At 72.4% G+C, this 24,950-nt stretch carries 16 protein-coding genes and 1 pseudogene; 6 read left to right on the top strand and 11 right to left on the bottom strand.

Going from position 1 to position 24,950, the window contains the following annotated elements:
- The first annotated feature begins 115 nt into the window (after positions 1-115).
- Positions 116-1,039: an aldose 1-epimerase family protein gene (locus MYF83_RS20730; RefSeq protein WP_248962162.1), complete on the top strand. Its 924-nt coding sequence runs from the start codon at positions 116-118 to the stop codon at positions 1,037-1,039.
- Positions 1,040-1,366: 327 nt separating this feature from the next.
- On the opposite strand, the gene MYF83_RS20725 is transcribed toward MYF83_RS20730, so the two are convergent.
- The 4 genes and pseudogenes from MYF83_RS20725 to MYF83_RS20710 all read right to left on the bottom strand — a co-directional run.
- Positions 1,367-1,840, bottom strand: coding sequence for a hemerythrin domain-containing protein (locus MYF83_RS20725; protein WP_248962161.1), 474 nt, complete (start codon positions 1,838-1,840; stop codon positions 1,367-1,369).
- Between the two features lie 171 nt (positions 1,841-2,011).
- Positions 2,012-4,840 carry an FAD-dependent oxidoreductase gene (locus MYF83_RS43845; protein ID WP_248962160.1) on the bottom strand — a complete coding sequence of 943 codons (2,829 nt, stop codon included), beginning with the start codon at positions 4,838-4,840 and terminating at the stop codon, positions 2,012-2,014.
- Complete coding sequence (locus MYF83_RS20715; RefSeq protein WP_248962159.1) at positions 4,837-6,357, bottom strand: FGGY family carbohydrate kinase; 1,521 nt, start codon at positions 6,355-6,357, stop codon at positions 4,837-4,839. The genes MYF83_RS43845 and MYF83_RS20715 overlap by 4 nt, the downstream gene beginning before the upstream one ends.
- A gap of 56 nt (positions 6,358-6,413) precedes the next feature.
- Positions 6,414-6,557: pseudogene (locus MYF83_RS20710) on the bottom strand (helix-turn-helix domain-containing protein); the annotation flags it as partial.
- A gap of 208 nt (positions 6,558-6,765) precedes the next feature.
- Here MYF83_RS20710 and MYF83_RS20705 point away from each other — a divergent pair.
- The gene (locus tag MYF83_RS20705; protein ID WP_372500204.1) at positions 6,766-7,779 is read left to right on the top strand and encodes a zinc-dependent alcohol dehydrogenase family protein; all 1,014 of its coding nucleotides are present in this window, start codon (positions 6,766-6,768) and stop codon (positions 7,777-7,779) included.
- A gap of 118 nt (positions 7,780-7,897) precedes the next feature.
- Here MYF83_RS20705 and MYF83_RS20700 read toward each other — a convergent pair whose 3' ends face one another.
- The 3 genes from MYF83_RS20700 to MYF83_RS20690 form a co-directional block, all read right to left on the bottom strand.
- Positions 7,898-8,818 carry an NAD(P)-dependent oxidoreductase gene (locus MYF83_RS20700; RefSeq protein WP_248962158.1) on the bottom strand — a complete coding sequence of 307 codons (921 nt, stop codon included), beginning with the start codon at positions 8,816-8,818 and terminating at the stop codon, positions 7,898-7,900.
- A 63-nt stretch (positions 8,819-8,881) separates the two neighbouring features.
- The gene (locus tag MYF83_RS20695; protein WP_248962157.1) at positions 8,882-9,739 is read right to left on the bottom strand and encodes an SAM-dependent methyltransferase; all 858 of its coding nucleotides are present in this window, start codon (positions 9,737-9,739) and stop codon (positions 8,882-8,884) included.
- Between the two features lie 186 nt (positions 9,740-9,925).
- The gene (locus MYF83_RS20690; protein WP_248962156.1) at positions 9,926-10,408 is read right to left on the bottom strand and encodes an HIT family protein; all 483 of its coding nucleotides are present in this window, start codon (positions 10,406-10,408) and stop codon (positions 9,926-9,928) included.
- Between the two features lie 334 nt (positions 10,409-10,742).
- Here MYF83_RS20690 and MYF83_RS20685 point away from each other — a divergent pair, with 334 nt between their 5' ends.
- Together MYF83_RS20685 and MYF83_RS20680 are read left to right on the top strand one after the other, a co-directional pair.
- Positions 10,743-11,345 carry a TetR family transcriptional regulator gene (locus MYF83_RS20685; RefSeq protein ID WP_248962155.1) on the top strand — a complete coding sequence of 201 codons (603 nt, stop codon included), beginning with the start codon at positions 10,743-10,745 and terminating at the stop codon, positions 11,343-11,345.
- 13 nt (positions 11,346-11,358) lie between these two features.
- Positions 11,359-12,300 carry a glycoside hydrolase family 113 protein gene (locus tag MYF83_RS20680; RefSeq protein WP_248962154.1) on the top strand — a complete coding sequence of 314 codons (942 nt, stop codon included), beginning with the start codon at positions 11,359-11,361 and terminating at the stop codon, positions 12,298-12,300.
- 119 nt (positions 12,301-12,419) lie between these two features.
- On the opposite strand, the gene MYF83_RS20675 is transcribed toward MYF83_RS20680, so the two are convergent.
- Together MYF83_RS20675 and MYF83_RS20670 are read right to left on the bottom strand one after the other, a co-directional pair.
- On the bottom strand, positions 12,420-17,105 hold the full coding sequence (locus MYF83_RS20675) for a hypothetical protein (protein WP_248962153.1): 4,686 nt from the start codon (positions 17,103-17,105) through the stop codon (positions 12,420-12,422).
- 283 nt (positions 17,106-17,388) lie between these two features.
- Complete coding sequence (locus tag MYF83_RS20670) at positions 17,389-18,906, bottom strand: FAD-dependent monooxygenase (protein ID WP_248962152.1); 1,518 nt, start codon at positions 18,904-18,906, stop codon at positions 17,389-17,391.
- Positions 18,907-18,981: 75 nt separating this feature from the next.
- Here MYF83_RS20670 and MYF83_RS20665 point away from each other — a divergent pair, with 75 nt between their 5' ends.
- Complete coding sequence (locus MYF83_RS20665) at positions 18,982-19,629, top strand: TetR/AcrR family transcriptional regulator C-terminal domain-containing protein (RefSeq protein ID WP_248962151.1); 648 nt, start codon at positions 18,982-18,984, stop codon at positions 19,627-19,629.
- Between the two features lie 120 nt (positions 19,630-19,749).
- Here MYF83_RS20665 and MYF83_RS20660 read toward each other — a convergent pair whose 3' ends face one another.
- Complete coding sequence (locus MYF83_RS20660; RefSeq protein ID WP_248962150.1) at positions 19,750-20,211, bottom strand: PPOX class F420-dependent oxidoreductase; 462 nt, start codon at positions 20,209-20,211, stop codon at positions 19,750-19,752.
- 207 nt (positions 20,212-20,418) lie between these two features.
- Here MYF83_RS20660 and MYF83_RS42910 point away from each other — a divergent pair, with 207 nt between their 5' ends.
- On the top strand, positions 20,419-23,304 hold the full coding sequence (locus MYF83_RS42910; RefSeq protein ID WP_308201480.1) for a helix-turn-helix transcriptional regulator: 2,886 nt from the start codon (positions 20,419-20,421) through the stop codon (positions 23,302-23,304).
- A gap of 126 nt (positions 23,305-23,430) precedes the next feature.
- Here MYF83_RS42910 and MYF83_RS20645 read toward each other — a convergent pair whose 3' ends face one another.
- Positions 23,431-24,723 (bottom strand): serpin family protein, encoded by a 1,293-nt coding sequence (locus MYF83_RS20645; RefSeq protein WP_248962149.1) that lies wholly within the window; start codon positions 24,721-24,723, stop codon positions 23,431-23,433.
- Positions 24,724-24,950 lie beyond the last annotated feature (227 nt).

Below are 24,950 nucleotides of genomic sequence, written 5' to 3'. Positions count from 1 at the left end.
GCTGAAGGAAGCGGGGCGCTGGACCCGGACCCGGACGTGGACCTGGTTCTGGACCTGGGACCTTGATCTGGAGGTGGTGGCGGCGGGCGGCGGGGGCGATGGTATGAATTGGCGGGTGACGAGCATCGCGCCTACCGGGGACCAGCACACCATCGAGGGCGGCGGCTTCCGGGCCATCGTCACCGAGGTCGGGGCGGGGTTGCGGAGTCTGACGCACGACGGCCGGCCGCTCATCGTCGGCTACTCCGAGAAGGAGTCGCCGCCCGGCTCGGCGGGCGTGCCGCTGCTCCCCTGGCCGAACCGCATCGAGGACGGGCGCTACACCTTCGACGGCCAGGAGCGGCAGCTCGCGCTGACCGAGCCCAAGTCGGGCAACGCCGCGCACGGCTTCACCCGGACGCTCCCCTGGCGGGTCTTCTCGCGCGACGACAGTTCGATATCGCTGGGCCTGCGGCTGTTCCCGCAGGCCGGCTACCCGCACATCCTCGACCTGACCGTCTCCTACGCCCTGGGCGACTCCGGCCTCGAGGTCGAGATAGGGGCGCGGAACGCCGGGGACACCGCCGCGCCGTACGGCTTCGGCGCCCATCCGTACCTGACGCTCGGCGAGCCGGTCGACGGCGCCGTGCTACAGCTGCCGGCCGCCGAATGGCTCGCCGTTAACGACCGTAAGATCCCCGTCGGCAGGCGCGGCGTCCAGTACACCACCTACGACTTCCGCACCCCGCGCCCGATCGGCGATCTCGCCCTCGACACGGCGTTCACGGGCCTGGCGCGCGACGCCGACGGGCTCGCACGGGTACGGCTGACCACCGCGGACGGCTCGCGCGGCGTCGAGCTGTGGGTGACCGAGGGCATCGAGTGGCTCCAGCTCTTCACGGGCGACACCCTCGCCCCGGACCACCGCCGCCAGGGGCTGGCCGTGGAGCCGATGAGCTGCCCGCCGAACGCCTTCCGCAGCGGCGAGGACGTCATCCGCCTGGCCCCCGGAGAGTCCGTCACCCATCGCTGGGGCATCGGCCCGCTTCGGCCCGCCTGACCACCGTCCGGACGCCGCCTCTCCCATGTACGTCACCCGCCGGAGCCGTGGCGGGCGGGTGGTCGTCCGCCGTCGGTGAGCCGGCGATCCAGGTACTCGAGCTTGTCGGGGTTGACGCGACCCGCTCGGCGCCCCGCACCTCACCGAGCAGCAGCGTCCCGCCGGCACCAACAGCCTCTTCGTCGCCTGGGAGACCCTGACCCACGCGAACAATCCCGGCTGACCACCCACCGCCGCCACAGGCCGGCGCGCACCCGGGCGGCCCTACCCCCTCCTGGCGCTCGATCCGGAAGGGCTCCGCCTCCCGGCGCCGAACCGGGAAGGGCCCTACTTCCTGGCGCTTAGCAGCGCCAGCGGGTCGTCGGGCGCGTCGGCCTTGGCCTTCTCCATCTGCTCGCCCAGTTCCTGGAGCTTCTTGCGGCCCATGGCCTCCCGCACCTGCGGGAACCACTCCTGCTCCTCTTCCTCCACGTGGTGGCGGACGTTCTCCATCAGGACGGTGACCTTGGCGTCGTACCGCTCGTCCTTCGGGTCGAGGTCCCTGAGCTCCGACAGCATCCACACCACGACGTGGTGCTCCTCGACGCTCTCGAGGACGTGGTCCTCGGTCTGGGGGACGTCCTTGCGAGCGGTCGGGTAGAAGATCTCCTCCTCAATGTAGGCGTGGGTGGTGAGCTCGTGGAGGATCTGCTGGACGATCTGCCGCTTCTCCTTGTAGGCGCGCTCCCCCGCCTTCTCGAACTGCTTGAACAGCTTCTCGACCGTTTTGTGGTCGTCCTTCAACAGCACGATGGCATCCATGGGCCGCCTTCTCCTCTACTGGTGTGGTCCTGGGTACTCCCGCTTCCTCACTATGCGAGATCTAAACCCGGCCGCCGGGGGATGGCTCGGACGTGTCCCGTGTCGCGCTCACCGTCGACGCCGGATCGGCCAGCCTGCGGCTCGACCTCGCCCTCTCTGCAGCCTCGCCGATCAGGTGACGATGATCGTGACCGGGCCCCGCTCCGGGTCGACGGTGGTCCGCCATCCGGCCGGGATGGAGATCGGGCGGTTCGGTATGAGCGTGCGCCGGGGGTGGCGCCGGAGCAGCGTCCGCCCATCCTGGACGATCTCGATGGTGGGCCGGGACACGAACCGCGTCGTCCACAGGGTGAACCGGTCCCTCGGGGGCGGCGGTCCGTCCGGTCCCACGCGGCCCGGGGACACCCAGCGCAGCGGCTGCTGGACGGCGAGCGGCACGCCGGGAACGTCGGCGGCGCCGGGGCCGCCGGAGAGGAACGCGAGGACCGAACGGGCGACGTGCCGGCCGTCGAGCGCCACCACGTCGGCCGTCGCGACCGGGTGCAGAAGGTTGCCCGCCGCGAAGACCCCCGGGGCCGAGGTCCGCAGGGCCGTGTCGACGGACGGCCCCAGGGTCCCGGGGTCGATGTCCAGGCCGCCGCGCCGTGCCAGCTCGTGGTCGGGTATCCAGTCGCCGGTGAACACGATCGTGTCGGCCTCGATCACCTCGACGCGCCCGTCGGCCCGCCGCACCTCGACTCCCTGGAGCCGTGCCCGCCCGACGAGCCCGGTCACCGTGGTCCCGGTCAGCAGCGGGAAGCGGTAGCGCACCCCGGCGCCGAGCCGGAAGGCGGCGTAGGACTGCTGGCGAGGCAGGTCGGTGACCATGGCGGCGACCCGCACCCCGGCGTGGTCCAGCGTCAGCACCGCGGAGTAGCTGACGTGCTCGGCGCCCACGATCACCGCGCGCTTCCCGACGCTCTGCCCGCGCAGGTACACCGCCTGCTGGAGCATGCCGGTCGTGTAGACGCCGGCCGGGCGTGTACCGGGGACGAGCCGGGCGCTGCGCGGGCGCTCCCGCGCTCCGGTGGCCAGGACGACCGCGCCGGCGGTGATCCTCTCCAGGCCGCCGGGGCCGGTCGTCTCCAGCGTGAGCGGGCCGGCCCATCCGGTGGCCGTGACGCCGGTACGCACGGTGGCGCCGGCGGCGGCCGCGAGCTCGGTGTAGTGGCGGGCGTAGGCGGGCCCTGTCATCACGCGGCGCAGGTCGCGTATCCCGTAGCCGGTGTGGTGCGAATGGCGCGGGACGCCTCCGGCCTGCTCTTCCCTGTCAAGCACCTCCACCCGGCCGGCGCCCGCACGGGCCAGCTCCGCGGCCGCGGCCAGACCGGCCGGCCCGGCCCCGACGACGAGCACCTCGACGGCGCGCTCGCGCACGCCGGCCCCGGCGTCGTCCGCCTCCTGGACGCCGAGCACCGCGCGATCCGGCCCGCTCCCGTTGCGCGGCACCCGACCCGGCTCTCTCCCGTCGGGCGATGCCCGGTGCTCGCTCTCGCCGAGCGGTGCCTGACCGGGCGCGGGCGGGTGGGTGAACAGATCGCGTACCTCGGCTCCGCAGTAGAACCCCTGGCAGCGGCCGTTGAGCGCCCGGGTGCGGCGGCGCAGGCCGTCCAGCGTGCGCGGCGGCACGGTCGCGTGCATCGCGTCGCGGATCTCGCCGCGGGTCACCCGCTCGCAGTGGCAGACGACGCGCCCGTAGTCGGGGTCGTCGGCGATGAGGCAGGCCCGCTGGTACGGGCGCGGGAGCGCCTCTCCGATGCCGGGCATCCGGGGCGGCGCGGACTCGCGGCCGGGCCCGGCTTGAAGCCCAGCCTCGGCGAGCAGCTCCATGACATGCTCGGCGATGGCCAGGGACGCGGTCAGCCCGGTGGACCGGATGCCGCCCACGCAGACGTAACGCTGCTCGGGGTGGGAGCGGAGCTGGTAGTCGCGGTGCTCGGTGGCGGCGCGCAGCCCGGCGTACACCGCCGTGACCTGCTCCCGGAGGAGCTCGGGCATGATCTTCATGCCCTTCTCCCTGAGGAACCGCAGTCCCTCGGGCGAGGAGCCGGTGTCGGTCTTGTCGTCCAGGTCCTCGGCGGTGGGGCCGAGCATGACGTTCCCGTACACGGTCGGGGCGACCAGGACGCCCTTGCCGCGCGAGGTGGGGACGGGAAGCAGGATGTGGTTCACCAGCGGGCGGGCCAGCTTGTCGAAGACCATCAGCTCGCCGCGGCGCGGCGTGACGGTGAACCCTTGGTGCCCGAACCGCCGGTCGAGCTCGTCGGACCAGAGGCCGGCGGCGTTCACCACATGACGGGCGCGCAGCACGCCGCAGCCGGTGTGGATCTCGTGCGGGGTACCGTCACGTCCGGGGACCACGTCCACGACCCGGGTCGAAAGGCGCAGGTCGACTCCGGCGCGGACGGCCTCGGTGGCGTACGCCAGGGTGGCGGTCCAGGGGCAGATGATGCTCTCCCCCGGCACCTCCAGGGCTCCGAGGGCGCCGGGGCCGAGCCGGGGTTCCCTGCGGTAGACCTCGTCGGCGTCGATGATCCGCGTCAGCGGATAGCCGTTCGCCTCGGCCTTGGCCCGCAGGCCGGGCAGCGCGGCGAGCTGTTCCGCGTCCCAGGCGACGAGCAGGGCGCCGAGCGGCTCGACGGGGATGCCGGTCGCGGCCGCGTAGTCCTTGAGCAGCTCGTAGCCGCGACGCACCAGCCGCGACTCCAGTGTCCCGGGGGTCGCGTCGAAGCCGGTGTGCAGGATCGCGGTGTTCGCCTTGGACGTGCCCTCCCCGACGTCGTCGGCGGCGTCGATCAGGGCGACCCGCAGGTCGTGGTGGGAGAGCTCGCGGGCGATCGCGCTGCCCACGACGCCCGCCCCGACGACCACGACGTCGTACACCGCCTGGCCCGCCGGATCCACCGGATCCGCCACGCCGTGCGTCACTCGGCTCGCCGAGTCCTCCGGGGCCTCGCTCACCGGTTCTCCTCCGTCTTCGGTCCGGTGTCGGCGAGCAGCGCGCGCACCGCCGCCGCGTAGGCGCCGAGCCGGTGCGCGGCCTCGTCGGCGCTGACGCGCGGCTCGTAGACCGCCGACGGCGGCCCCTGTACGGTCGCGTCCGCCACCTGCAGGGACGGGTCCAGCCCCATCCTGGCGGCGGCGGCGACGCCGAGCGCGGTGGCGTCGGGCGAGGCGTACACCTCGACCGGGGCCTGGAGCAGGTCGGCCTGGGTCTGCATGAGCACCTTGCTGCGGGTCAGCCCGCCGTCGGCGCGCAGCACGGACGGCGTACGGCCGAGGTCGCCCGCCATCGCGCCGGCCAGCTCGACGACCTGCGCGGCGATGCCGTCGCACAGCGCCCGCACGATGTGGGCGGGGGTGATGTCCAGGCCGAGCCCGGTCAGGGACGCCCGTACGCCGCCGCGCCAGGAGGGCGCGGCCAGACCCGCGAAGGCGGGCACGAAGGTGACCCCGCCGGCGTCGGGGACGCTGCCGCCGAGCCGGTCCAGATCGTCGGCTCCGCCGATGACGCCGAGGTCGGTGAGCCAGCGGACCGCGGAGGCGACCGTGTAGACCTGCCCGTCCAGGCAGTACGTCGGCCGTCCGGCGAGCCGCCAGGCGACGCACGCCGCCAGGCCGGCCGAGGAGCGTACGGCCTGGTGCCCGGCGTTGGCGAGCAGGAACGCGCCGGTGCCGTAGGTGCACTTCGCGGTGCCCGCCTCCAGGCATCCCTGGGCGAGCAGCGCCGCCTGCTGGTCGACGAGGAGGCCGGTCAGCGGCACCGCGGGCCCCGAACCGCCGGCGCTCGCCACGCCGGAGGAGCCGAGCGCGCCGGAGCCGCCCGCCTCGGTGAAGGCGCCGGTCTCACCGAAGGCACCGGACGCGTCCACGACCTCGGGCAGCCGCTCGTCCCGCAGGCCGAAGGTCTCCAGCGCCTCCGGCGACCATTCGGTGCGGTCCAGGTCGAGGAGCATGGTGCGCGAGGCGGTGGAGGCGTCGGTGACGAAGGCTCCGGTGAGCCGGTGGACCAGCCAGGCGTCGCTGGTGGTGACGACGCCTTCCCTGGTGAGGTTGCGGCGCAGCCAGGCCATCTTCGGCGCGGCGAAGTAGGGGTCCAGCGGCAGCCCGCTCAGCCGGGCGAGGCGCTCGGCCTCGCCGGCCAGCTCGTCGCAGACCGGCTGCGCGCGCCGGTCCTGCCAGACGACGGCGTCGGTGAGGGGTTCGCCGGTCACCGGATCCCAGGCGAGGACGGTCTCGCCCTGGTTGGCCAGCCCGACCGCCGCGACGGGCTCGCCCGCCGCGGCGATGGCGCGGCGCCCGGCGTCGAGCACCGACCGCAGCAGTTCCATCGGGTCCTGCTCGACCGAGCCTCCAGCGCCGTAGCGGGGGCGCACGCCGGCGTACCCGGATCCGATGATCCCCCGCTCGGGGCAGACCATGAGGGCCTTGGTGCCCGAGGTGCCCTGGTCGATCGCCAGGACGGTCGCCGAGGTCATCGTCCACCTTCCACCGGCATGCCGGTCTCGTGCCGCAGTGCGGCAACCCCTTTGCCTTCCCGCCTGTAGGCGCGGGTGCGTTCCTCCAGGGCCTTGTTGTACACCGAACGGACGCACCCGAACGTCCGGGCAAGCGCCTCAGCCTGCCCGGAGGTCGGATAGAAGCGGTATCTGAACGCCCGCTTCACGGTTCGCGCCACGGCTCGTACTTAAGCACGATCAACCGTATGCGAACACCGATTCGATTCCACACCGTTCCACACTGTGCCGCGTTTCCTGAAGGCAGAGGTCTCCACCCGAGCGCAGGGCGCGGGCGAACTGCCGGGTCCGCCTTTGAGGGCCGTGAGGGTACCCGACGGCACGTTCGGCCTCCGTCGCATCCGAAGCGCGGCGTGTGACCATGGAGGCATGGCCGAGATGACCGCCTGGGTGGTGCGCCGCCCAGGGCCCATGGACGGCAAGCCGCTCCAGCGCGTGCGGCTGCCCGTGCCCGCCCCCGCCCCCGGCGAGGTGCTGGTCAAGGTCGAGGTCTGCGCCGTCTGCCGCACCGACCTGCACCTGGCTGAGGGCGATCTGCCGCCCCGGCGGCCGGACACCGTCCCCGGGCACGAGGTCGTCGGCCGGGTCGTGGCCAGGGGCGCCGGCGCCGAGCGGCTGGAGATCGGCGCCCGCGTCGGCGTGGCCTGGCTGCACTCGACCTGCGGGGAATGCCGCTACTGCCTGCGCGGATCGGAGAACCTGTGCCCGAACGCCGGATACACCGGCTGGGACGTCGACGGCGGGTACGCCGAGTACACCACCGCGCTGGAGGACTACGTCTACGAGCTGCCCGAGGACATCCCCGCCGAGCGGCTGGCTCCGCTGCTGTGCGCGGGCATCATCGGCTACCGGTCCCTCTCGCGCGCCGACCTGCCGCCGGGCGGGCGGCTCGGCATCTACGGCTTCGGGGCCTCCGCGCATCTCATCGCCCAGGTTGCGATCGCCCAGGGCGCCACGGTGCACGTGCTGACCCGGTCCCCGCGAGCCCAGGAGCTCGCGCTGGAGCTCGGCGCCGCCTCGGCCGGCGACGCGTACGCGGCCCCGCCGGAGCCGCTGGACGCCGCGATCATCTTCGCGCCCGTCGGCGATCTCGTCCCGGTGGCCCTGAAGGCCCTCGACATGGGAGGCACCCTGGCCGTGGCCGGCATCCACCTCACGGACATCCCCTCGCTGAACTACGAGGAGCACCTGTTCTACGAGCGCACTCTGCGGAGCGTCACCGCCAACACCCGCGACGACGGCCGCACGTTCCTCAAGCTGGCCACGCTCCACCCGCTCCAGGTCACCACGACCCCGTACGACTTCGACCGCGCCGACGAGGCGCTGGCCGATCTCGCGGCGGACCGCGTCATCGGCGCCGCCGTCCTGCGCATCGGCGGCTGACCAGGCCCGGCTCGCCGGAGGCCGGCCCGCGCGGGGCCGCTCCACGATGCGGGGCGACTCCCAGCAGAGCGGCTCCACGACGCGGGGCGACCCCGAGCAGGGCGGCACCGCGACGGCGCTACGCGGGGCGTCGTGCGCGGAGCAGCTCCACGACGGCCGTGATGTCGGCCTCGCTCCAGCCCTGGTCGGCCGCCTCCTCGTAGCGCCGCTGGACCAGCCGGGCGATGGGCGGGGTGATCCCGCTGGACTCCGCGACCTCGGCGAGCAGCCGCACGTCCTTGGCGCCGAGACGCGTGGCGAACCAGCCCTGGTGGTCGCCGTCGATGATGGCGTCGAGCCTGTTGTGCAGGCCCGGCGCCACGGTCGGCCAGCGGTGCAGGGCCTCGCGCAGCAGCGTGCGGTCGAGCCCTGCCGCCTCGGCGGTGGCCACCACCTCGGCGACGACGGCCACGCCGGACATCATCAGGTAGTTGTTGAGCAGCTTGAACGTCGACGCGCTCCCGGGATCCTCGCCGCAGTACCAGTAGGCGGAGAACAGGCGCGACCAGATCGGCTCGAGCCGGTCGGCCACCCCCCGGTCGCCTCCCAGCAGCCCGGAGGCCGTCCCGCCGAGGACCGCCTGGGGCGCGCCCATGATCGGCGCGGCCAGGAACCGCCGTCCGGGGGCCATGTCGCGCAGGATCCGGGAGGTGTCGGGCGAGATCGTGCTCATGTCGACCACGACCGGCGCCTCCGCCACGTCCGCCGTGGCGGTCGTACCGGGCACGTCGGCGAGGAGCCGCGTGTCGGCGGCGGAGCCGAGCCCGGTCAGCCGCTCCATGACCTCAAGGACGGCACGGTCGTCGGTGAGCGACATCAGCACCGCCTCGGTGCCCAGCGCCGCCTCCGCCGGGGATGACGCCTCCACGGCGCCGGCCTCGATCACCTCGGCCACCCTGCCCGGCGTCCGGTTCCACACCGTGACGTGGTACCCCTCGGCGAGCAGGCGCCCCGCCACGGCCCGGCCCATGTTGCCCATCCCGAGTACGGCCACCCGCATACGCCATCCCCCCTCCATGCCATTGTCGGCCGTGCGGGAGCCGGGCAGGCGGGAGGGGGTGTTTCAGGGCTTGCGGGCGACGGCGCCGACCACGGTGTAGTAGGCGAGGCTGCGCTCCCAGGTGTCCCCGGGCTCGGGGCGCCACTCCGCGAGCGGCACCAGGCCCGGCTCCACCATCTCCAGGCCGCCGAAGTACGCCATGAGCTCGTCGCGGGTGCGCCACCGCCCGGTGCCCAGGTTCTCGTTGAAGAGCTTCTCGGCGGTCAGCGCCTGCCGGGACGACTCGGGATGCTCGTCGCCGGGGTCGTAGAAGTTGGACATGGCGACGAAGCTGCCGGACGGGAGGGCGTCCACCAGGGCGGCGGCGACGCCCACGGGGTCCTCGTCGTCGTTGAGGTGGTGCAGGATGCTGAAGAGCAGCAGGCCGATCGGCTGGGTGAAGTCGATGAACTCGCGCAACGTGGGATGGTCCAGGATCGCCTGCGGTTCGCGGACGTCGGCCTGGATGACCGTGGTGGTGCCGTTGGTCGCCAGCAGCGCCCTGCCGTGGGCGAGGACGATGGGGTCGTTGTCCACGTACACCACCTGCGCCGCCGGGTCGACCCGCTGGGCGATCTCGTGGACGTTCCCCCGGGTGGGCAGCCCGGAGCCGAGGTCGATGAACTGGCGGATCCCCTCCTCGGCGGCCAGGTACCGGACCGCGCGGCTCAGGAACCGCCGGCCGGCCTGCGCGATCTCCTTGGCGTTGGGGGCGATGCGCAGTGCCATCTCGGCGACCTGGCGGTCGACGGCGAAGTTGTCCTTGCCGTTGAGCATGAAGTCATATACGCGCGAGATGCTCGGCTTGGTCGTGTCGATTTCCGGCGGCAGGTGAACCTGCTCGCTCTCCGTCCACTTCCAGTCTTCTTCGCGCTCAGACACACCCGTCCCCAGCCTGGTAGATCAGCACACTAAGTAGTACCGGATCATGGCAAATGGTAGCCGGTGCGTAATCGAAATATCGTAAAAATCTCCTCGTTCACCGCTTAATCCCAGGGCATCACCACTGGTCGGTTACGAAAGGATTTGAACCTGCAAAGTTCCGGTGAGCCGGCGAAAGGCGACATCTCACGGCGCCGGAGCACCGTGCGGGAGCATCACCGCGGAGGGTGCCGGGATGAAAGGCTTCATGGCCTCCCGGAGCGCCCACGCCTCCTGGTTCAGCAGCCGCTGCCCCCTGGGCTCGCAGTCGGCGTCGACGACGACGTTGTCACCCTCGAAGCGCGGGAACACGTGGAGGTGTGCGTGGAGCACCTCCTGCAGCGCGACTTCGCCGTCCCCGAGAAAGATGTTGACGCCTTCGCACCGCAGTCCCGAACGGCGCAGCCCGCGCGCCACCCGGTGGGCCAGGCACCACATGTGGGCTCCGACCTCCTCGTCGAGGTCCTCCAATCCCGAAGCGTGGCCACGCGCTATCACCAGCGCGTGCCCCGGGTTCACCGGGTTGCCCTCCATGACCACGATCGCGACGTCATCCTGGAATACCAGGCTCGCCTCGGTCCGGCCCGCGACAACGTCGCAGTAAAGGCACGGATCGGGTGAAATGTCCATTCTTCAATGATTCCCTCCTGGTCGCGGCCCTCTCCGCCCGGGGGGCCTGATCCTCACCGATTCAGTCCACGTAGCGGCGGAGCTCCCGTCGTCGGACCCGTTGTCCGCGACGATGATCCGGGGACGCTCCGGCAGGGATGTCATGTGGCCGAGGGTGCGCGGCGGCTCCGCCCGCCGATCCATGGTGATGACCACCACGGTCACCCGTTCGTCGCTCACGGCCACGCCTCGGCGGGCCGAGCCTCGGCCTCGGGAAAGCGGGCCTGGCGCGGACGGGACAACGTAATATGAACCGGGTTTGCTTTTGTACCTGGTTCACTTTTATGCTGCTCACGTGGCAGGACTGCGAGAGCGGAAGAAGGAGCAGACGCGGAGGCGCATCGCCGAGGTGGCGCTGCGGCTGTTCGCCGAGCGAGGCTTCGACGCGGTGACGATCAACGAGATCGCCGAGGCCGCCGAGGTGGCCAAGGTGACGCTGTTCAAATACTTCCCGACCAAGGAGTCCCTCGTTCTGCAGGGCGTGGGCGAGGAGGATCTGGCCGGGATCGTCGCCGCGCGGCCCCCCGGGCAGTCGCCGCTGGAGGCGCTGCGCGCGCACTATCGCGCGTTCGCCACCGAGCCCGTGGTGGTGGCGGCGGTGGACAGGGATGCGCTGATCACCCAGATGCGAGTGATCTTCGACAGTCCCGCGCTCAGCAGCGGCGCCAACGACCTGCTCTACGGGCAGCGCCAGGCGCTGGCGCGGGTGCTGGCCGAAGAGCACGACGAGCTGACGGCCGCCCTGATGGCCGCTCAGATCACCGCTTCCGTGCTGACCCTCCAGGAGAGGTTCTTCCGCCACCTGGTCGACGGCGCCTCGCTGGAAGAGGCGGGCCGCCACCTGGTCGAAGACGTCGAGCTCGCCTTCGACCTGCTGCGACACGGCATCAACCACTAGGGAGGACAGCGACATGCGCGCCAGAGGGATCAACTACGACACCGGGTTCCTCCCCGGCCAGGACACCACCCGCAAGACGTTCGACCCCGACGCCGTCCGGTACGACATGGACGTCATCGCCGGTGAGCTGCACTGCGACACCGTACGGATCTCCGGTGGCGATCCAGCGCGGCTGAGCGTCGCCGCCGAGCACGCCGCCGCCGCGGGGCTCGAGGTCTGGTTCGCCCCCTTCCCGGTGGATCTCCCCCCCGAGGAGATGCTCTCGCTCCTCTCCGACTGCGCCGAGCGTGCCGAGGCCGTGCGGCGCGGTGGCGCCGAGGTGGTCTTCGTGGCCGGGTGCGAGATCAGCGCGTTCGGCGCCGGGTTCATCCCCGGCGCCACGTACAGAGATCGCATGGCGGCGATGGCCACCGCCGACGTGGAGTGGTGGACCTCGCTCGGACCCGTCCTGCAGCGGCTCAACGGCTTCCTCGCCGAGAGCGCCGACACCGTGAGGGCCCGCTTCGGCGGCCAGGTCACCTATGCGGCGGGCCCGTGGGAGTTCGTCGACTGGGACCCGTTCGACATCGTCGGCGTCGACGCCTACCGGGCCGCCTACAACGCCGACACCTTCCGGGAGGAGCTGCGCGAGCGGTTCAAGCACGGCAAGCCGGTCGCGGTGACCGAGTTCGGCACCTGCGCCTACCGGGGCGCGAGCGAGCGGGGCGGCATGGCCTGGCAGGTGCCGGCGGACGCCGTGCCGGACGAGGGCGAGCAGGTGCGCTACTTCACCGAGCTGCTGGACGTCTTCGAGGAGGAGGGAGTGGACACCGCGCTCTGGTTCACCTTCGCGGGCTTCCACACGATCGGGGACAAGGACCTCGGCTCCTACGGCGTGGTCAGGATGCTCGACCAGAACCGCTGGGAGCCGAAGGAGGTGTTCCACACGATGGCGGCCAGGTACGCGCGCGACTGAGCCGGACGAGACCGGCGACCGGCACGGTCGCCGGCATGGCGTGCCGGCCGAGGCGCGCGATCTGGCCGGCGACCTCGGGAGCGTCCCGGCCGGACATCGCGTCAGCGCGGGGGCAGGGGTCAGCGGCAGCGGCCGGCGGTGAGGCCGGAGACCTTCCAGCCGGCTCCGTCGAAGGGTGACATGAACTGCGACAGCAGGTCGAGGGCGTAGCCCTGCACCTGGCCGCCCGGGTCGAGCAGGCTGACCACCTGCGGCCCGTCCGCGCCGCGCAGCGTGACCGAGTTCGTCCGCCGTGCCGCGGCGAGCCCGGGCTTGGTGTCGATCGTCAGGCAGGCGACGGGGGTGGCGCCCACCTTGAGCGCCTGCTTCGCGCTGATCGGCCGGGTCCGCTGGTCGTAGCGCCGGAACTCCAGCGAGGTCGCGGAGCCGAGTTCCAGCGTGTCCTTGAAGACGTCCTTGCCGATGTCGCGTGCGATGCGGACGTCGAGCCGCACGTCCGGCCGGAGATCGACCCCGCCCGCTCGCAGGTCTAGGTGGTCGTAGTTCCCCTCGAAGCCGGGCGAGACGTAGCCGAACTCGCCCGGGGCGCGCATCCCGAACGGGATCCTGCCCGGCCGGATCCTCAGCCACGACATGCCGTGGACGCCCAGCGAGACGTCCTGGATCGTGCTGCGCTGGAGCGCGAAGTCCCCGTTCATCTGGAAGGAGAGGAAGCCGTTCGTGTACGGGATGTCCTCGCGCACGGCGATCCGCTGCCGCGCGACCGGGCTCACCGACAGGCCGGCGTGGACCTCCAGGAGCTTGGTGGCGACCGGCTTCGAGGCCAGATCGACCGACAGATCCGGATTTATCCGGATCGTGGTGTCGGAAGCCAGGTCCTTCATGGCGAAGGAAGCACCGAGCAGCTCGCCTTGACGAGGCTGGTACACCCCCGGGACCAGCGCGCCCTCGACCGCGAAGATCCCGTCCAGCGTGTTCGCGCCGCCATCCGCCTTGTACGCCACACGCGGCACCCGGAGACCCTTCTCGGAGGTGTCACCGGCATCGATCGTGAACCCGGCAGGCACATCGGCCAACCGCACCATCCCCGTGCCCTTGACCGGCCGGGCCGTATCGGCTCCCGCTCCCTGTCCGGCCTGGCGTGGGAGGACGGTGACCTTGGCGACGAGCCGCTTGACCGCCGAGGAGTTCTGCACGCGGATGTGGGTCTTCCCCCCGTACGTGCCGTCGATCGCGACCGCGGCCGGAACGGGATCGACGACGGCCTCGCCGCGCACGATGCCGTACGCGTCACCCGTGTCGGCCTCCGCCACCGCCCGCAGCGAGGTGATCGTCGCCGCCGGCTCGACCCGGTAGTTCACCTTGATCACACCGGCGTCCCGGCCGTCCGCGTCCTTGCCCCTGCCGGTTTCGAACGGGCCGACCGACATGCCGGTGACCGAACGCGGCAGCCCGTCCAGCGTCGCGAACGCCTTGATCGGCACCGGCGCGACGACCTTGCTGTCCAGGTAGACCGAGAGCCTCCGGTCCCTCGGCCGGTACCCGGAGAACGAGAACGTCTTACGGGCCGGATCCACCGTGACCTTCGACGGCAGCCCCCTCAGGTGCACGAACCCACGCACCCCGAAACAACCCCGGCCCGTACTCGCCTTCGACCCGGCACTCCCGTTCGAAGCAGAACCGGCCTTCGGGGCGGCGGCCGGGCTCGGGGCGGTGCCGGCGCAGAACGGGCCCTGGTCGGCGGCGCATCCCGCCGAGCCGGGGGTACAGCCGCCGTCGGCCAGGGTCACGCCGCTCGCCACCTCCGGCACGCCGGAGATGCCGCTGATGGCGGCCACCTTGCCGAGCCAGACCTGGCCCTTCAGGTCCATCCGCCCGCCGCTCGCGCTGTAGGTGACCGGCCCGCCTCCGGCCGCCGTGACCTCGATGCCGCCCGGTACCGGACCGAGCCTGCCGAGCGCCCCGAAGCGCAGGTCACCGGCCAGGTACACGTCGGCGTCGAGCGCCACGGTCTGGCGGGCCGCCTGGAACCCCGCCTTGAAGCCGCCGGCGGCGCTGCCGAACTCCACGCTGGACAGCCCGTCCACGCGGACGCTGCCGTCCAGGTCACCGGTGGCCTGGCTGTAGTGGGCGGCGAGGTGAGGCCCGGAAGGCGCCCGTGCGCCGTCGTGGTTGGTGACGGCGACCGTCGCCGACCCGACGGGCCCGGAGATGCCACGGAAGCGGTACGTCCCGTCGCCCCACTCGGCCTCGAAACGGGCGGGCACGTCGTCCGCCTTGGCCGCGACCCGCAAGTAGCGGCCCTGGTAGCGGGCCCGGGCGAAGGCGGCGACGGAGTCGACGGGCCGGTCGGCCGTCCAGTCCAGGCGCCGGCCGGGCAGATCGGCCAGCACCGCCACCTGCCGATGCACGCCGCGCACGGTGATCCGGAGATCCTCACTCCCAGCCGAGCCGGTCCCCGTTCCGCCTGCGGCCCCGCCACCGCCCTTCCCCCCGGCCGGACCGGTTCCCGTGGGGGCGATGTTCGTCACGTAGGCGCGGTTGGCGTACAGCTCGGCCTTCTTCAGGCCGGACGCCGCTCGCAGCTCCGCCGTGGGCCGCTCCCCGAGCTGCCACGATCCCTCGACGGTGGACCGCAGGCCGTACAGGCTGCTGTCGATGGTCGGGCCGTGCCGGGTATCGGCGTAGGCGGCGCGGAGCCTGCCGATCGCTCCGCTCGCCTGGTACCGCGCCTTCCTGGCGGCCGGGTCCAGGTCCACCTCCACCCGGTGCGGGGTGTTCGACATCTCCATCCGGAGCAGGTGGGTGCCGTCGACACCGGCGGCGGCGAGGAACGGGCGCCCGGCGGAACCGAGTTCCAGCGTGGCGTGCGGCTTCTCGCCGTACGTGAGGTCGAACCCGGCCAGCGCCGACAGCCTGCCGGAGACGCCGAACCGCCCACCGTCCTTGATGACCGTGACGTGGCTTCCCTCAGGGTCGGAGATGGCGCCCCCGTCGCGTTGCAGGAGCACCTCGACGCCGCCGATCTGCGAGCTGGCGGTGTGTATAACCCGATTTCGGGCTATGTCGTAAGAAATCTGCATCCGCGCTGGGAGGGCGGTCAGCGACGTCCGGAACACCGTCCTGGCCGCCGCGCGGTCGAAGTACAGCACCTGGACCGCCTTCGCCCGGGGAGCCGTCGTGACCGTCAGCGTCTGCGACGTGCCGTCCACCGCTTCGTACCGCGATCGGAAGTCGGCCGGCACCCCGGTCATCGACCCGGCGACCACCTTGTCGAGCCTGCCGTCGCGGTAGACGTAGTCGCGCAGCTCGGCCCTGCCCATCGGAGCGGAACCGACGAACCGGACCTCCGTCCCCCCACCCTGCGTCGCACCGCTCCCGGGCTGCCGGATCAGCTGCGCGGTCACGCGGGAGGTCACCTTGTCCAGCACCACTTGGGTGAACCGATTCCCAGACGGGCGGTCGGCCCGCCTGCCGTCCAGGACCAGCGCGTTGAGCGCCGACGGCTCGGAGACGGTGATCTTCAACGTGCCCTGGCCCTTGCCGCCGTCGAACCGGGCGCCGGCGGTCATCCTGCCCGGTACGGGGGACTGCCGCAGGCTGACCAGCACCGGCTCGGCGGACTGCCTGCCGGCCAGGTCGGCGATGCCCGCGACGGTGGCGATCGAGGCGCCCGGACCGGACCGGCGCACGCTCACCCGCACGTCCGCCACGCCCTCGCCGTCGGTGTCGAACTGGTAGACGCCCCAGTCCATTCCGGACAGGGACGCACCGCGCCGGAATCCGTCGAAGCCGATCGAGAGCCGCTTGACCGTGGCCCGCCCTCCCGCGGCGGGAATGTCGTACTGCGCCCACACCTGCGCCTTCAACGGCTTGCCGCGCGTCTCGCTGGTCGTCAGCCGTGCCGTGGCCAGGCCCAGCCCGGTGGCCACGCGCGCCGCGAGGTCGTCCCGCTGCCGATCGCGCCGGCGCTCCGCCTCGCCACCCGGCGAGCCGCTCTTACCGGAGGAACCGCTCAGGCCGGAGGAGCCGAGGAGCCCGCCGGTCGTCCTTCCCAGCAGCGAGTCCAGCTTGCGCTGGGTGTCGGCGAGCGCGTCCGCCCTCCGGGTGAGGTCGGCGGGATCCAGCGTGGGGACCAGGCTCGCCAGGATGTCGGGGGTGCCGTCCCCGGTCACGTCCGCCGCCACGGGTTCGACCAGGGGACGCGGGGTCGAACAGGACACCGGCAGCGACGCCGTCTCCGCGCACAACCGGTAGGTGACGAGCGGGACGCCCTCCGGAAGCGCGCGGTACAGCCGCGCCACGTCCACACCGGCCAGTTCCTTGACCTTGGCCGCGGTCCGCCCGACGTCTCCGGACGGAGCCTTCGACACGCCGAGCACCCCTGCTTGCTCGGTCGCGGGCAGCAACCTGCCCGGGTCGGCACCGGCACGGCCGGCCGTCAGGAGACCCTCGGTTCTCAGCCGGGACGCCGCCTCCGCCGCCACCTGGTCGACCAGCGCCGGACCGGCTGGCGTGGTCACCTCGGGCGGGGCGGGTCCGACCGGCTGAGCCTGTACGGGCCGGTCCGCGAGCGACGGCCCTTCGGCGACGTCCGCCTTGGCGTTCGGGGGGACGACGACCGCCGGCACCGGCTCGATCTTCGCCTTGCCCACCGACTCCCGCCCGGTCGCGGCTTGGCGGGTCGTGGCGGAGGCGACCGAGGGATCGGCATGCGCGATCGGCGGCGCGATGATCACCACGGTACTGGCGAGCGACGCGGACACGAGGATCCTCGCGAGCGAGTGCCGTTGGAGACGCGGCATGGATGGCTCTCCCCGTTGTTCGGACACCGGCGACCGAGATACACGAAAGGGAAGAGCCGATCACAAGGTGACACCTGCCGTCAAACTCCAGCAATTTCTGAGAAAAGTGGCACGTTCCCATGCGTCGGCCACCGTTGACCGGCCTCCAGGCGCACCCCAAGCCATGCTCAGGTCCAAAGCAGTGCTCACGTCCAAGCCGGTGCCCAGGTCGAAGCAGTGACCGGGGCCGAACCGGTATCCGGACCGAATCAGTGCACGGGTCCGAACCAGTGTCCGGACCGAATCAGTGCTCGGGTCCGAACCAGGTGGACAGCGCCGCGCGTAGCCCGTCCAGGTCGGGGCGCTCGCCGGCGCCCCAGGCGACGTGCCCGTCCGGCCTGATGAGAAGCGCGCCCGGAGCCGGCACCGTGCCGAGTGAGGGGATCTCCCAGTCACCGGCCGAGGACCGTGCCTCCACCAGGTCGACGCGGCCCGCCCACGAGGACGCCACGGCCCGCACCCCCGCGCCGCCGCCGCCCAGGTCCAGCAGAACTCCGCGAGCGCCGTGCAGCAACGCGAAGACACTGGTGTCCCCCGCGGCCGCCTTGATGTCGACATCCGGCACGCGGTAGCCCGCGAGCGGGCACGACTCGTCCATCGGGTAGCGCACGTCCAGGGCGGTGAGCATGCCGCTCAGGTGGCGGTTCACGTCGTCGAGCTTGATGAGCTCGGCCATGACCTCGCGCAACGCGGTCGTGTTCGCGTCGGTCCGCGACAGGGCGGTCTGGGCCCGCGTGTTCTGCAGCACGCGCCCGGCGACCGGGTGGCGCTCGGCGTGGTAGCTGTCGAGCAGCCGCTCGGGGGCCTGCCCGCGCACCACCGAGGCCAGCTTCCAGCCGAGGTTGACGGCGTCCTGCACGCCGAGGTTGAGGCCTTGCCCGCCTGCCGGGAAGTGGATGTGGGCGGCGTCGCCCGCCAGCAGCACCCGGCCGGAGCGGTACCGGTCGGCCTGTCGCGCCGCGTCGCCGAAGCGGGAGAGCCAGCGAGGGCTGTGCATGCCGTAATCCGTGCCGGCGATCTTCCGGCACGTCCGGCGCAACGTCTCGAAGGTCACCGGCTCGTCGCGATCGGCCACGTGGTCGAACTCGGTGGTCATCACCCGGTACCAGCCCGGCTCGAACGCCAGCACGCTGAACGTGCCGTGCTCGCGCCGCTCCTGGAAGAGGACGTTCTCCGGTGGATCGGTGAGCTCGACGTCGCCGAGCAGGGCGGTGAGCGTGGCCGGGGTGCCGGGGAAGCCGATGCCGGCGAGCCTGCGCACGGCGCTGCGCCCGCCGTCGCACCCCACGAGGTACGCGGCGCTCAGCCGGCGGTCGCCGTCCGGCCCGCGTACCTCGACTTCGACGGCGGTCTCGCTCTGGCGCAGGCCGGTCACCTCCGCCGAGCGCCACAGCCGGGCGCCGAGCTGTAGCGCCCGCTCCTCCAGCAGCCGCTCGATCCGCCGCTGCAACAGGGTCAGCAGGTAGGGATGCCTGGTCGGCAGCCCGCCGAAGTCCAGCCGCAGCGCCGAGAAGTGACCGCCCTGCATCGTGCGCCCGGCCTCCAGGAAGGGGCCGGCCATGCCTCGCTGGTCCAGCACCTCCAGGGTCCGCGCATGGATGCCCCCTGCCCTGGACTCCGCGTCAGCCCGCTCGGCGTCCCGTTCCAGGACCAGCACGTCCACCCCCGCGAGCCGCAGCTCGCAGGCCAGCATCAGGCCGGTCGGCCCGGCTCCCGCGATGACCACTTCCACCGTCGTGCCGCCCATCAGGCATCCCTTCATCGGCCCTCTTTAACGGCGTTAAGCGTCACTCGAACGATGTTAAGCTGTCAAGTGCCGGTACGACGTGGAGGATGGATGAAGATCAACGCCGAGGTCATCGCGCGGACCGCGCTGCGCCTGCTCGACGAGGTCGGCCTCGACGGGCTCACCATGCGCCTCGTCGCCAAGGAGCTGGACGTGAAGGCCCCCGCCCTCTACTGGCACGTCAAGAACAAGCAGGAACTGCTCGACGCCATGGCCACCCTCGTGATGGTCGAGGCGGACGAGGGTCTGGAATCACCTCGCCTCGGCGTCGGCTGGGAGGAATGGCTCGGCGACCGGGCCATGCGGCTGCGGCGCACGATGCTGCGCCACCGCGACGGTGCGCGGGTCGTCGCTGGCACCAACGTCAGCCATCCGCTGGTCTTCAGGACGATCGAACTGACCCTGCGAACCCTGCAGGACGCCGGATTCTCCCTGGCCGACGCGGTACGGGCCGTGCCGACGATCTTCCACTACACCGTCGGCTTCACGATCGAGGAGCAGGCGAGGCTCGGCGAGACGTACGCCGAGGGCGAGAATCCCTACAGCCGGGAGCGGCTCGCCGAGATGGTCGACGCCGGACGGTACCCGCTCGCCGCGCAGATGATCGACGAGCTGCTCACCCCGGACACCGACGCCCAGTTCCGGCACGGGCTCGCCGCCATCCTCACCGGCGTACGCGTCCAGCGCTTCGGCGCCTGAACCGCCTCCCGGATGTCAGAGGGTCTTGACGGCGCCGCCATCGATGAGACGGCCCACGCTGGAGACGGCCGCACGGGAGAGACCGCCTTCGAGAGACGGTGAAGCGATCAGGCGAGGCGGTCAGGCGAGGCGGGCGGGGAAGCCTCCCGTGGCGACCGGACCCCACTTCGAGGGTGTGATGCGCAGCAGCGACTTGCCCTGGCGCTCCATGGCCGCGCGGTAGTCGTCCCAGTCGGGATGCTCGCCCGCGATGACCCGGTAGTACTCCACCAGCGGCTCGACCGCGTCAGGCATGTCGATCACCTCGCAGGCGCCGTCGACCTGCACCCAGGGGCCGTCGAAGTCGTCGGACAGGATGACGATGCTCACCTTGGGGTCGCGGCGGGCGTTCTTGGCCTTGGCGCGTTCAGGATAGGTGGAGACGACGATGCGGCCCAGGCCGTCCACCCCACACGTGACCGGCGACGCCTGCGGGCCACCGTCGCGCCGCGTCGTGATGAGCAGCGCACGATGGCGATCACGGATGAAGTCGAGCAGCTGGTCACGGGTGACGGTGTCCGTGGTCGCGATCTTCGGGCTCATGCCCCTACTTTACGACCAAGGCGCCGACCGGATCATCCGACACCGCCGACACGACCACCCGGACTCTCCGGCGGGCGGTCCACCGTGGGGGAAATGTCGGCGGGGAATGGCATCCTTGTGGCGTGACGGCTGAGACGGTGTTCGCGTGACCGGCAGGAACGGTGCCACCGTCCCCGCGGGTGCCCTGGGCCGGCGGGGGGTGCCGTCGTGAGCGGCCACACGGTGAGCCCGCTGTTCGTCGGGCGGCAAGCCGAGCTGGCCCTTCTCCGCGACGCGCTCACGCGGGTGCGAGGCGGGTCGGCCACGACCGTGTTCGTCGGCGGCGAGGCCGGCGTCGGCAAGAGCCGGCTCGTCCGCGAGTTCACCAAGCGCGTCGGCGAGGCGCGCGTGCTGGTCGGCGGCTGTCTCGAGCTGGGCACCGACGGCCTGCCCTTCGCCCCGTTCACCGCGGTGCTCCGGCAGCTCGCCCACGACCTCGGGCACGACGGCGTCGCCGCGCTGCTGCCCGGCGGGCGCACCCGAGGGCTGGCCCGGCTGCTGCCGGAGTTCGGCGAGCCCGACGACGAGGGCGCCGAAGCCCGTGCCCGGCTGTTCGAGCAGGTCCTCGGCCTGATGGAGCGGCTCGCCGAGCGAGACCCGACCATCCTTGTCATCGAGGACGCCCACTGGGCCGACCGCTCCACCCGCGACCTGCTGTCGTTCCTCGTCCGCTACCAGCGGCCCGACACCCGCCTGCTGACCCTCGTCACCTATCGGTCGGACGACCTGCACCGCACCCACCCCCTCCGGCCGCTGCTCGCCGAGATCGGCCGCATCGACTGGGTCACCCGGCTGGAGCTGCGCAGGCTCACCCGCCGTGAGGTGGTCGAGCAGGCCGCGAGCATCCTCGACCGCGAGCCCACCGCCCTCGACGTGGACGTCATCTACGCCCGCAGCGAGGGCAACCCCTTGTTCGTCGAGGCGCTGCTCAGCGGCGGCGAGGACGAGCCGATGCCCGAGTCGCTGCGCGACCTGCTGCTGGCCGGCGTCGAGCGCCTGCCGGAGGACACCCAGGAGCTGCTGCGGGTGGCCGGCGCCGGCGGCGCCCGCATCGAGCACGCCCTGCTCGCGGCCGTCTCCGGCCTCGACGACGGGGCGCTTTCGAGCGCGCTGCGCCCGGCGGTGGCGGGCAACGTGCTCGTGGTGGACGGCGAGGGGTACGCCTTCCGGCACGCCCTGATCCGGGAGGCCGTCCATGACGACCTGCTGCCCGGCGAGCGCGCCCGCCTGCACACCCGTTTCGCCCGCGCCCTTGAACGCGACCCCGCCATGCTGCCCGCCCTGCGCGGGGCCATCGAGCTGGCCCACCACTGGCATGCCGCCCACGACGTCCCGAACGCGCTCACCAGCGCCTGGCGCGCGGCGGCGGCGGCCAGGAAGTCCGCCGCCTACGACGAGCAGCTGCGGATGCTGACCAGGGTGCTCGAGCTGTGGGACACCGTGCCCGACGCGGCGGCGCGCGTCGAGTCCGACTACGTCGGCGTGCTGCGGCGCACCATCACCGTGGCCCATCTCGCCGGCGAGTTCGAGCGCGGCCTCTCCTTGGCCAAGGCCGCTCTGCGCGAGATCGACACCGAGACCGACCCGATCCGCGCGGCCAAGGTGCTGCGGCAGCGCGGCCTGGTCAGGTACGACCTGGGCCGGGCCGGGCAGATCGACGACCTGCGCACGGCCGCCGCCCTCGTCCCCGCCGACCCGCCGTCATCGCTGCGCGCCCAGGTCCTGGAAAGCCTGTCGCGCATGCTCCACGGCCCCGACGCCTGGTCTGAGAGGGAGCGGCTCGCCGAGGAGGCCATGCGCATCGCCCGCGACGTGGGCGACGCCGACACCGAGGCCCACGCGCTCGTCACCCTCACCTGGACACAGCAGCAGTACTCCCAGATGGAGACCAAGGTCGTCGCGTTCGCGGAGGCACGGAAGGTCGCGGAGCGCGCCGACAGCTACAGCGCGCTGATGCGGGCCGCCATCTCAGAGTCCGACGTGCTCGAAGGCGCCGGGTGGCACGAGGAGGCCGCCAAGGTCGCCCGCAGGGGCATCGCGGACGCCGAGGCGTACGGCCTGGCCCGCACCTCGGGAGCCTTCCTCACGATCAACCTCGCCGAGCCCCTGGTCTCGCTCGGCCGGTGGGACGAAGCCCTCGAGGTGATCCAGCGCGGGGTCGAGGTCATGCCGCCCCCGCCCTACCGCGCGAGCCTGCAGGGCTTCGCCACCGACATCATGCTGGCCCGCGGCGAGCTCGCCAGGGCCGATGCCCTCTTCCACGCGACGACCAGCGTGATGACCCGTGGCACCTACCGCGACCAGACCGTGCTGCCGCACGCTCGTAGAGAGATCGAGCTGCTGGTCGCCCACGGCCGCGGCGACGAGGCGTTCGCGGTGGTCGAGCAGGTCCTGCGCGAGCAAGATCTGCCGGCCAGCCCGCGCTACACCTGGCCGGTGATCATCACCTGCCTCCAGGTGGCGGGGCCGCTGCTGGACGAGCTTCGCGCGCTGGCGGAGCAGTTGGAGGTGCAAGGAGCCCTGCAGGAGGCGCAGACCGTCACCTTCGCCGCCGAGGCGGCCCGCGTGTCCGGGCATCCCGACCGCGCGATGTGGGACAAGGCCGTGGCCGCGTGGGCCGCGCTGCGCCAGCCGTACGCCGAGGCCCGTTCCCTGTTCGGCGCCGCGCAGGCCGCCGTCGCCGCCGGTGAGCGCGACCACGCCGCCGAGCGCCTCGCGAGGGCCGCCCACCTCGCCGACCTGCTACGCGCCGCACCGCTCAGCGCGAAGATCGACTCCTTCGCCCGGCGGGCCAGGCTTCCGATCACCCCCGCGGGCGGCGCGACACCCGTCCCCGCCACCACCGAGGAGGCCGGGCTCGGCCTCACGGCCCGCGAGCGGGAGGTCCTGCGCCTGGTGGCCGCCGGCCGCAGCAACCGCGAGATCGCCGGCGAGCTGTTCATCTCGGCCAAGACCGTCAGCGTGCACGTCTCCAACATCCTCGCCAAGCTCGGCGTCGCCTCCCGAGGCGAAGCCGCCGCCACAGCCCACCGCCTCCACCTGTTCACCGACTGACCACACCACGGTCCGCTCTTCTCACGGGGTCAGCGGGAGCTCGTAGCGGCTGACGATGGTGAGCCTGCCCTCACCGTCCCCATGGCGCACCATGATGCCCCGCCGTCGTTCCGCCGGTCCGGCCGCTCAGGACGTCGCGGTCGGGTCGGCGACGTGGCCGATGAACAGGGGCGCGGACGTGGGCGAGTGGACGATCGCGAACGCGAACGGGTGGTCGGCGCGCACCTCGACGTCCCGGCCGAGCATGCCCGACACGGGGAACGCCAGCCCGGTCACCGCGGCCGCCTCGGTCCCCCACTCGTCCACGCTGATGTTCGCCCGGTGGACCGCCTGGCCGATGAACAGCCCCTCGGCGATGCCGGAGAAGTCGGCGTCGTCGAACACCGCGCCCAGCCCGAGCTTCCGTAGTGGCGGCTCCAGGTCCAGGTCGGTGCCGAAGTCCCACGCCGGGAGGGCGAGGCCGACGCTGCCCGCGGTCAGCCCACCGGCCACCTGGCGAAGCGTCTGCGGCGTGAGCAGTTCGGCGGGGGAGCCGCCACGCGCCGGCACGAGCACCCACATGGCCAGCTCGCTCTTGGCGTACGGCAGCTCGACGGCCTGCCGGCCGGCCCCGAACGCGTAGCGCAGCGCGGATCTCTGCCGCATCAGCTTCGTGCGCACCGTGGACCCGTCGGCCCGGGTGAAGGCGGCGTCCTCGGGGTCGTCCTCGGCGAACGCGTGCTGCCAGTCGGCCTTGAGGTAGACGGCATTGGCGATGACCAGCCGGGTGGCCGGGTCCAGCCGGTCGAACAGCTTCTCGATGCGCCCGGCCGTCTGCTCGTCGACCCACGCGTTGATCGTGCCGGCGGCATCCGCGGAGAAGTCCACCGGGCGCACCCCGGCGCCGTACTGGGCGGCGAGCGTGCGCAGGAAGTCCTGCCCGACCGGCATGCCCTTCTGGGTGAACAGCCCGTTCGCGATGCCGACGACGGGGCCGCCGGACTCGCTCCGCGCGTCTCGCTCGGCTCCTCGTTCCGGCGGGGGCGGCGGGCCGTCGACCGTCACGATCTCCCGCGTCAACGCGTTGAAGACGCTGTGCGGCCCGGCGGTGGGGAACCCGAACACCTTGTCCAGCGCCGTGGCCGTGGCTCCGGCCGCGCCCGCCCTGGCCATGCCGAACGCGTAGGCGATGCTGAGCGGGGACATGACCGTGTTGCGCGCGGCCTTCGCGCCGGCGGCGTACAGGGCGTGCCCGAAGGCGGTGATCCCGCCCACGACCTCCTCGACCGGAGCGTCCTTCGGGACCTCCCGGCTCACCCCTTCGATCGTCAGCACCCGCGAGTCACCTCCCGCCCGGCCGCAACCGGCGGCGGCGACCGCGACGAGCGCCGCCGCCAGGAACTCCCGCCTGAGCATCCGGCCCGGCACGTCGATAGGCATAACCCTCAGACGTTCCTGGACGGTGCCCGGTTCAGCCCGCACACGCGGTTGCCACGACTTCGGCCTTCCCTGCGCTTCCCTGGTGCACGCCAGGTTGCTCGACGTACGGCGGCGCCGGCATCGCCGCACCCCCTCCCACCGACGCGGCGCCCGATGCACGAACACCACACCAGCCGAAAAGCCCCGCCCGCCGACCCAACACGGCTCGTCGCCGCACCGACCCGGCT

It is taken from the genome of Sphaerisporangium perillae (genome assembly GCF_023276435.1).
Lineage (GTDB): Bacteria > Actinomycetota > Actinomycetes > Streptosporangiales > Streptosporangiaceae > Sphaerisporangium > Sphaerisporangium perillae.
The sequence above is the reverse complement of the archived record's forward strand: the minus strand, read 5'-3'. Positions and strand labels throughout refer to the sequence as shown.

Excerpts from the sequence above, each read along its gene's own strand:
- MYF83_RS20725 (WP_248962161.1), bottom strand. The coding sequence starts at position 1,840 with ATGGATGCCATCGTGCTGTTGAAGGACGACCACAAAACGGTCGAGAAG.
- MYF83_RS20715 (WP_248962159.1), bottom strand. The coding sequence starts at position 6,357 with ATGACCTCGGCGACCGTCCTGGCGATCGACCAGGGCACCTCGGGCACC.
- MYF83_RS20705 (WP_372500204.1), top strand. The coding sequence starts at position 6,766 with ATGGCCGAGATGACCGCCTGGGTGGTGCGCCGCCCAGGGCCCATGGAC.
- MYF83_RS20700 (WP_248962158.1), bottom strand. The coding sequence starts at position 8,818 with ATGCGGGTGGCCGTACTCGGGATGGGCAACATGGGCCGGGCCGTGGCG.
- MYF83_RS20690 (WP_248962156.1), bottom strand. The coding sequence starts at position 10,408 with ATGGACATTTCACCCGATCCGTGCCTTTACTGCGACGTTGTCGCGGGC.
- MYF83_RS20680 (WP_248962154.1), top strand. The coding sequence starts at position 11,359 with ATGCGCGCCAGAGGGATCAACTACGACACCGGGTTCCTCCCCGGCCAG.
- MYF83_RS20675 (WP_248962153.1), bottom strand. The coding sequence starts at position 17,105 with ATGCCGCGTCTCCAACGGCACTCGCTCGCGAGGATCCTCGTGTCCGCG.
- MYF83_RS20670 (WP_248962152.1), bottom strand. The coding sequence starts at position 18,906 with ATGAAGGGATGCCTGATGGGCGGCACGACGGTGGAAGTGGTCATCGCG.
- MYF83_RS20665 (WP_248962151.1), top strand. The coding sequence starts at position 18,982 with ATGAAGATCAACGCCGAGGTCATCGCGCGGACCGCGCTGCGCCTGCTC.
- MYF83_RS20660 (WP_248962150.1), bottom strand. The coding sequence starts at position 20,211 with ATGAGCCCGAAGATCGCGACCACGGACACCGTCACCCGTGACCAGCTG.
- MYF83_RS20645 (WP_248962149.1), bottom strand. The coding sequence starts at position 24,723 with ATGCCTATCGACGTGCCGGGCCGGATGCTCAGGCGGGAGTTCCTGGCG.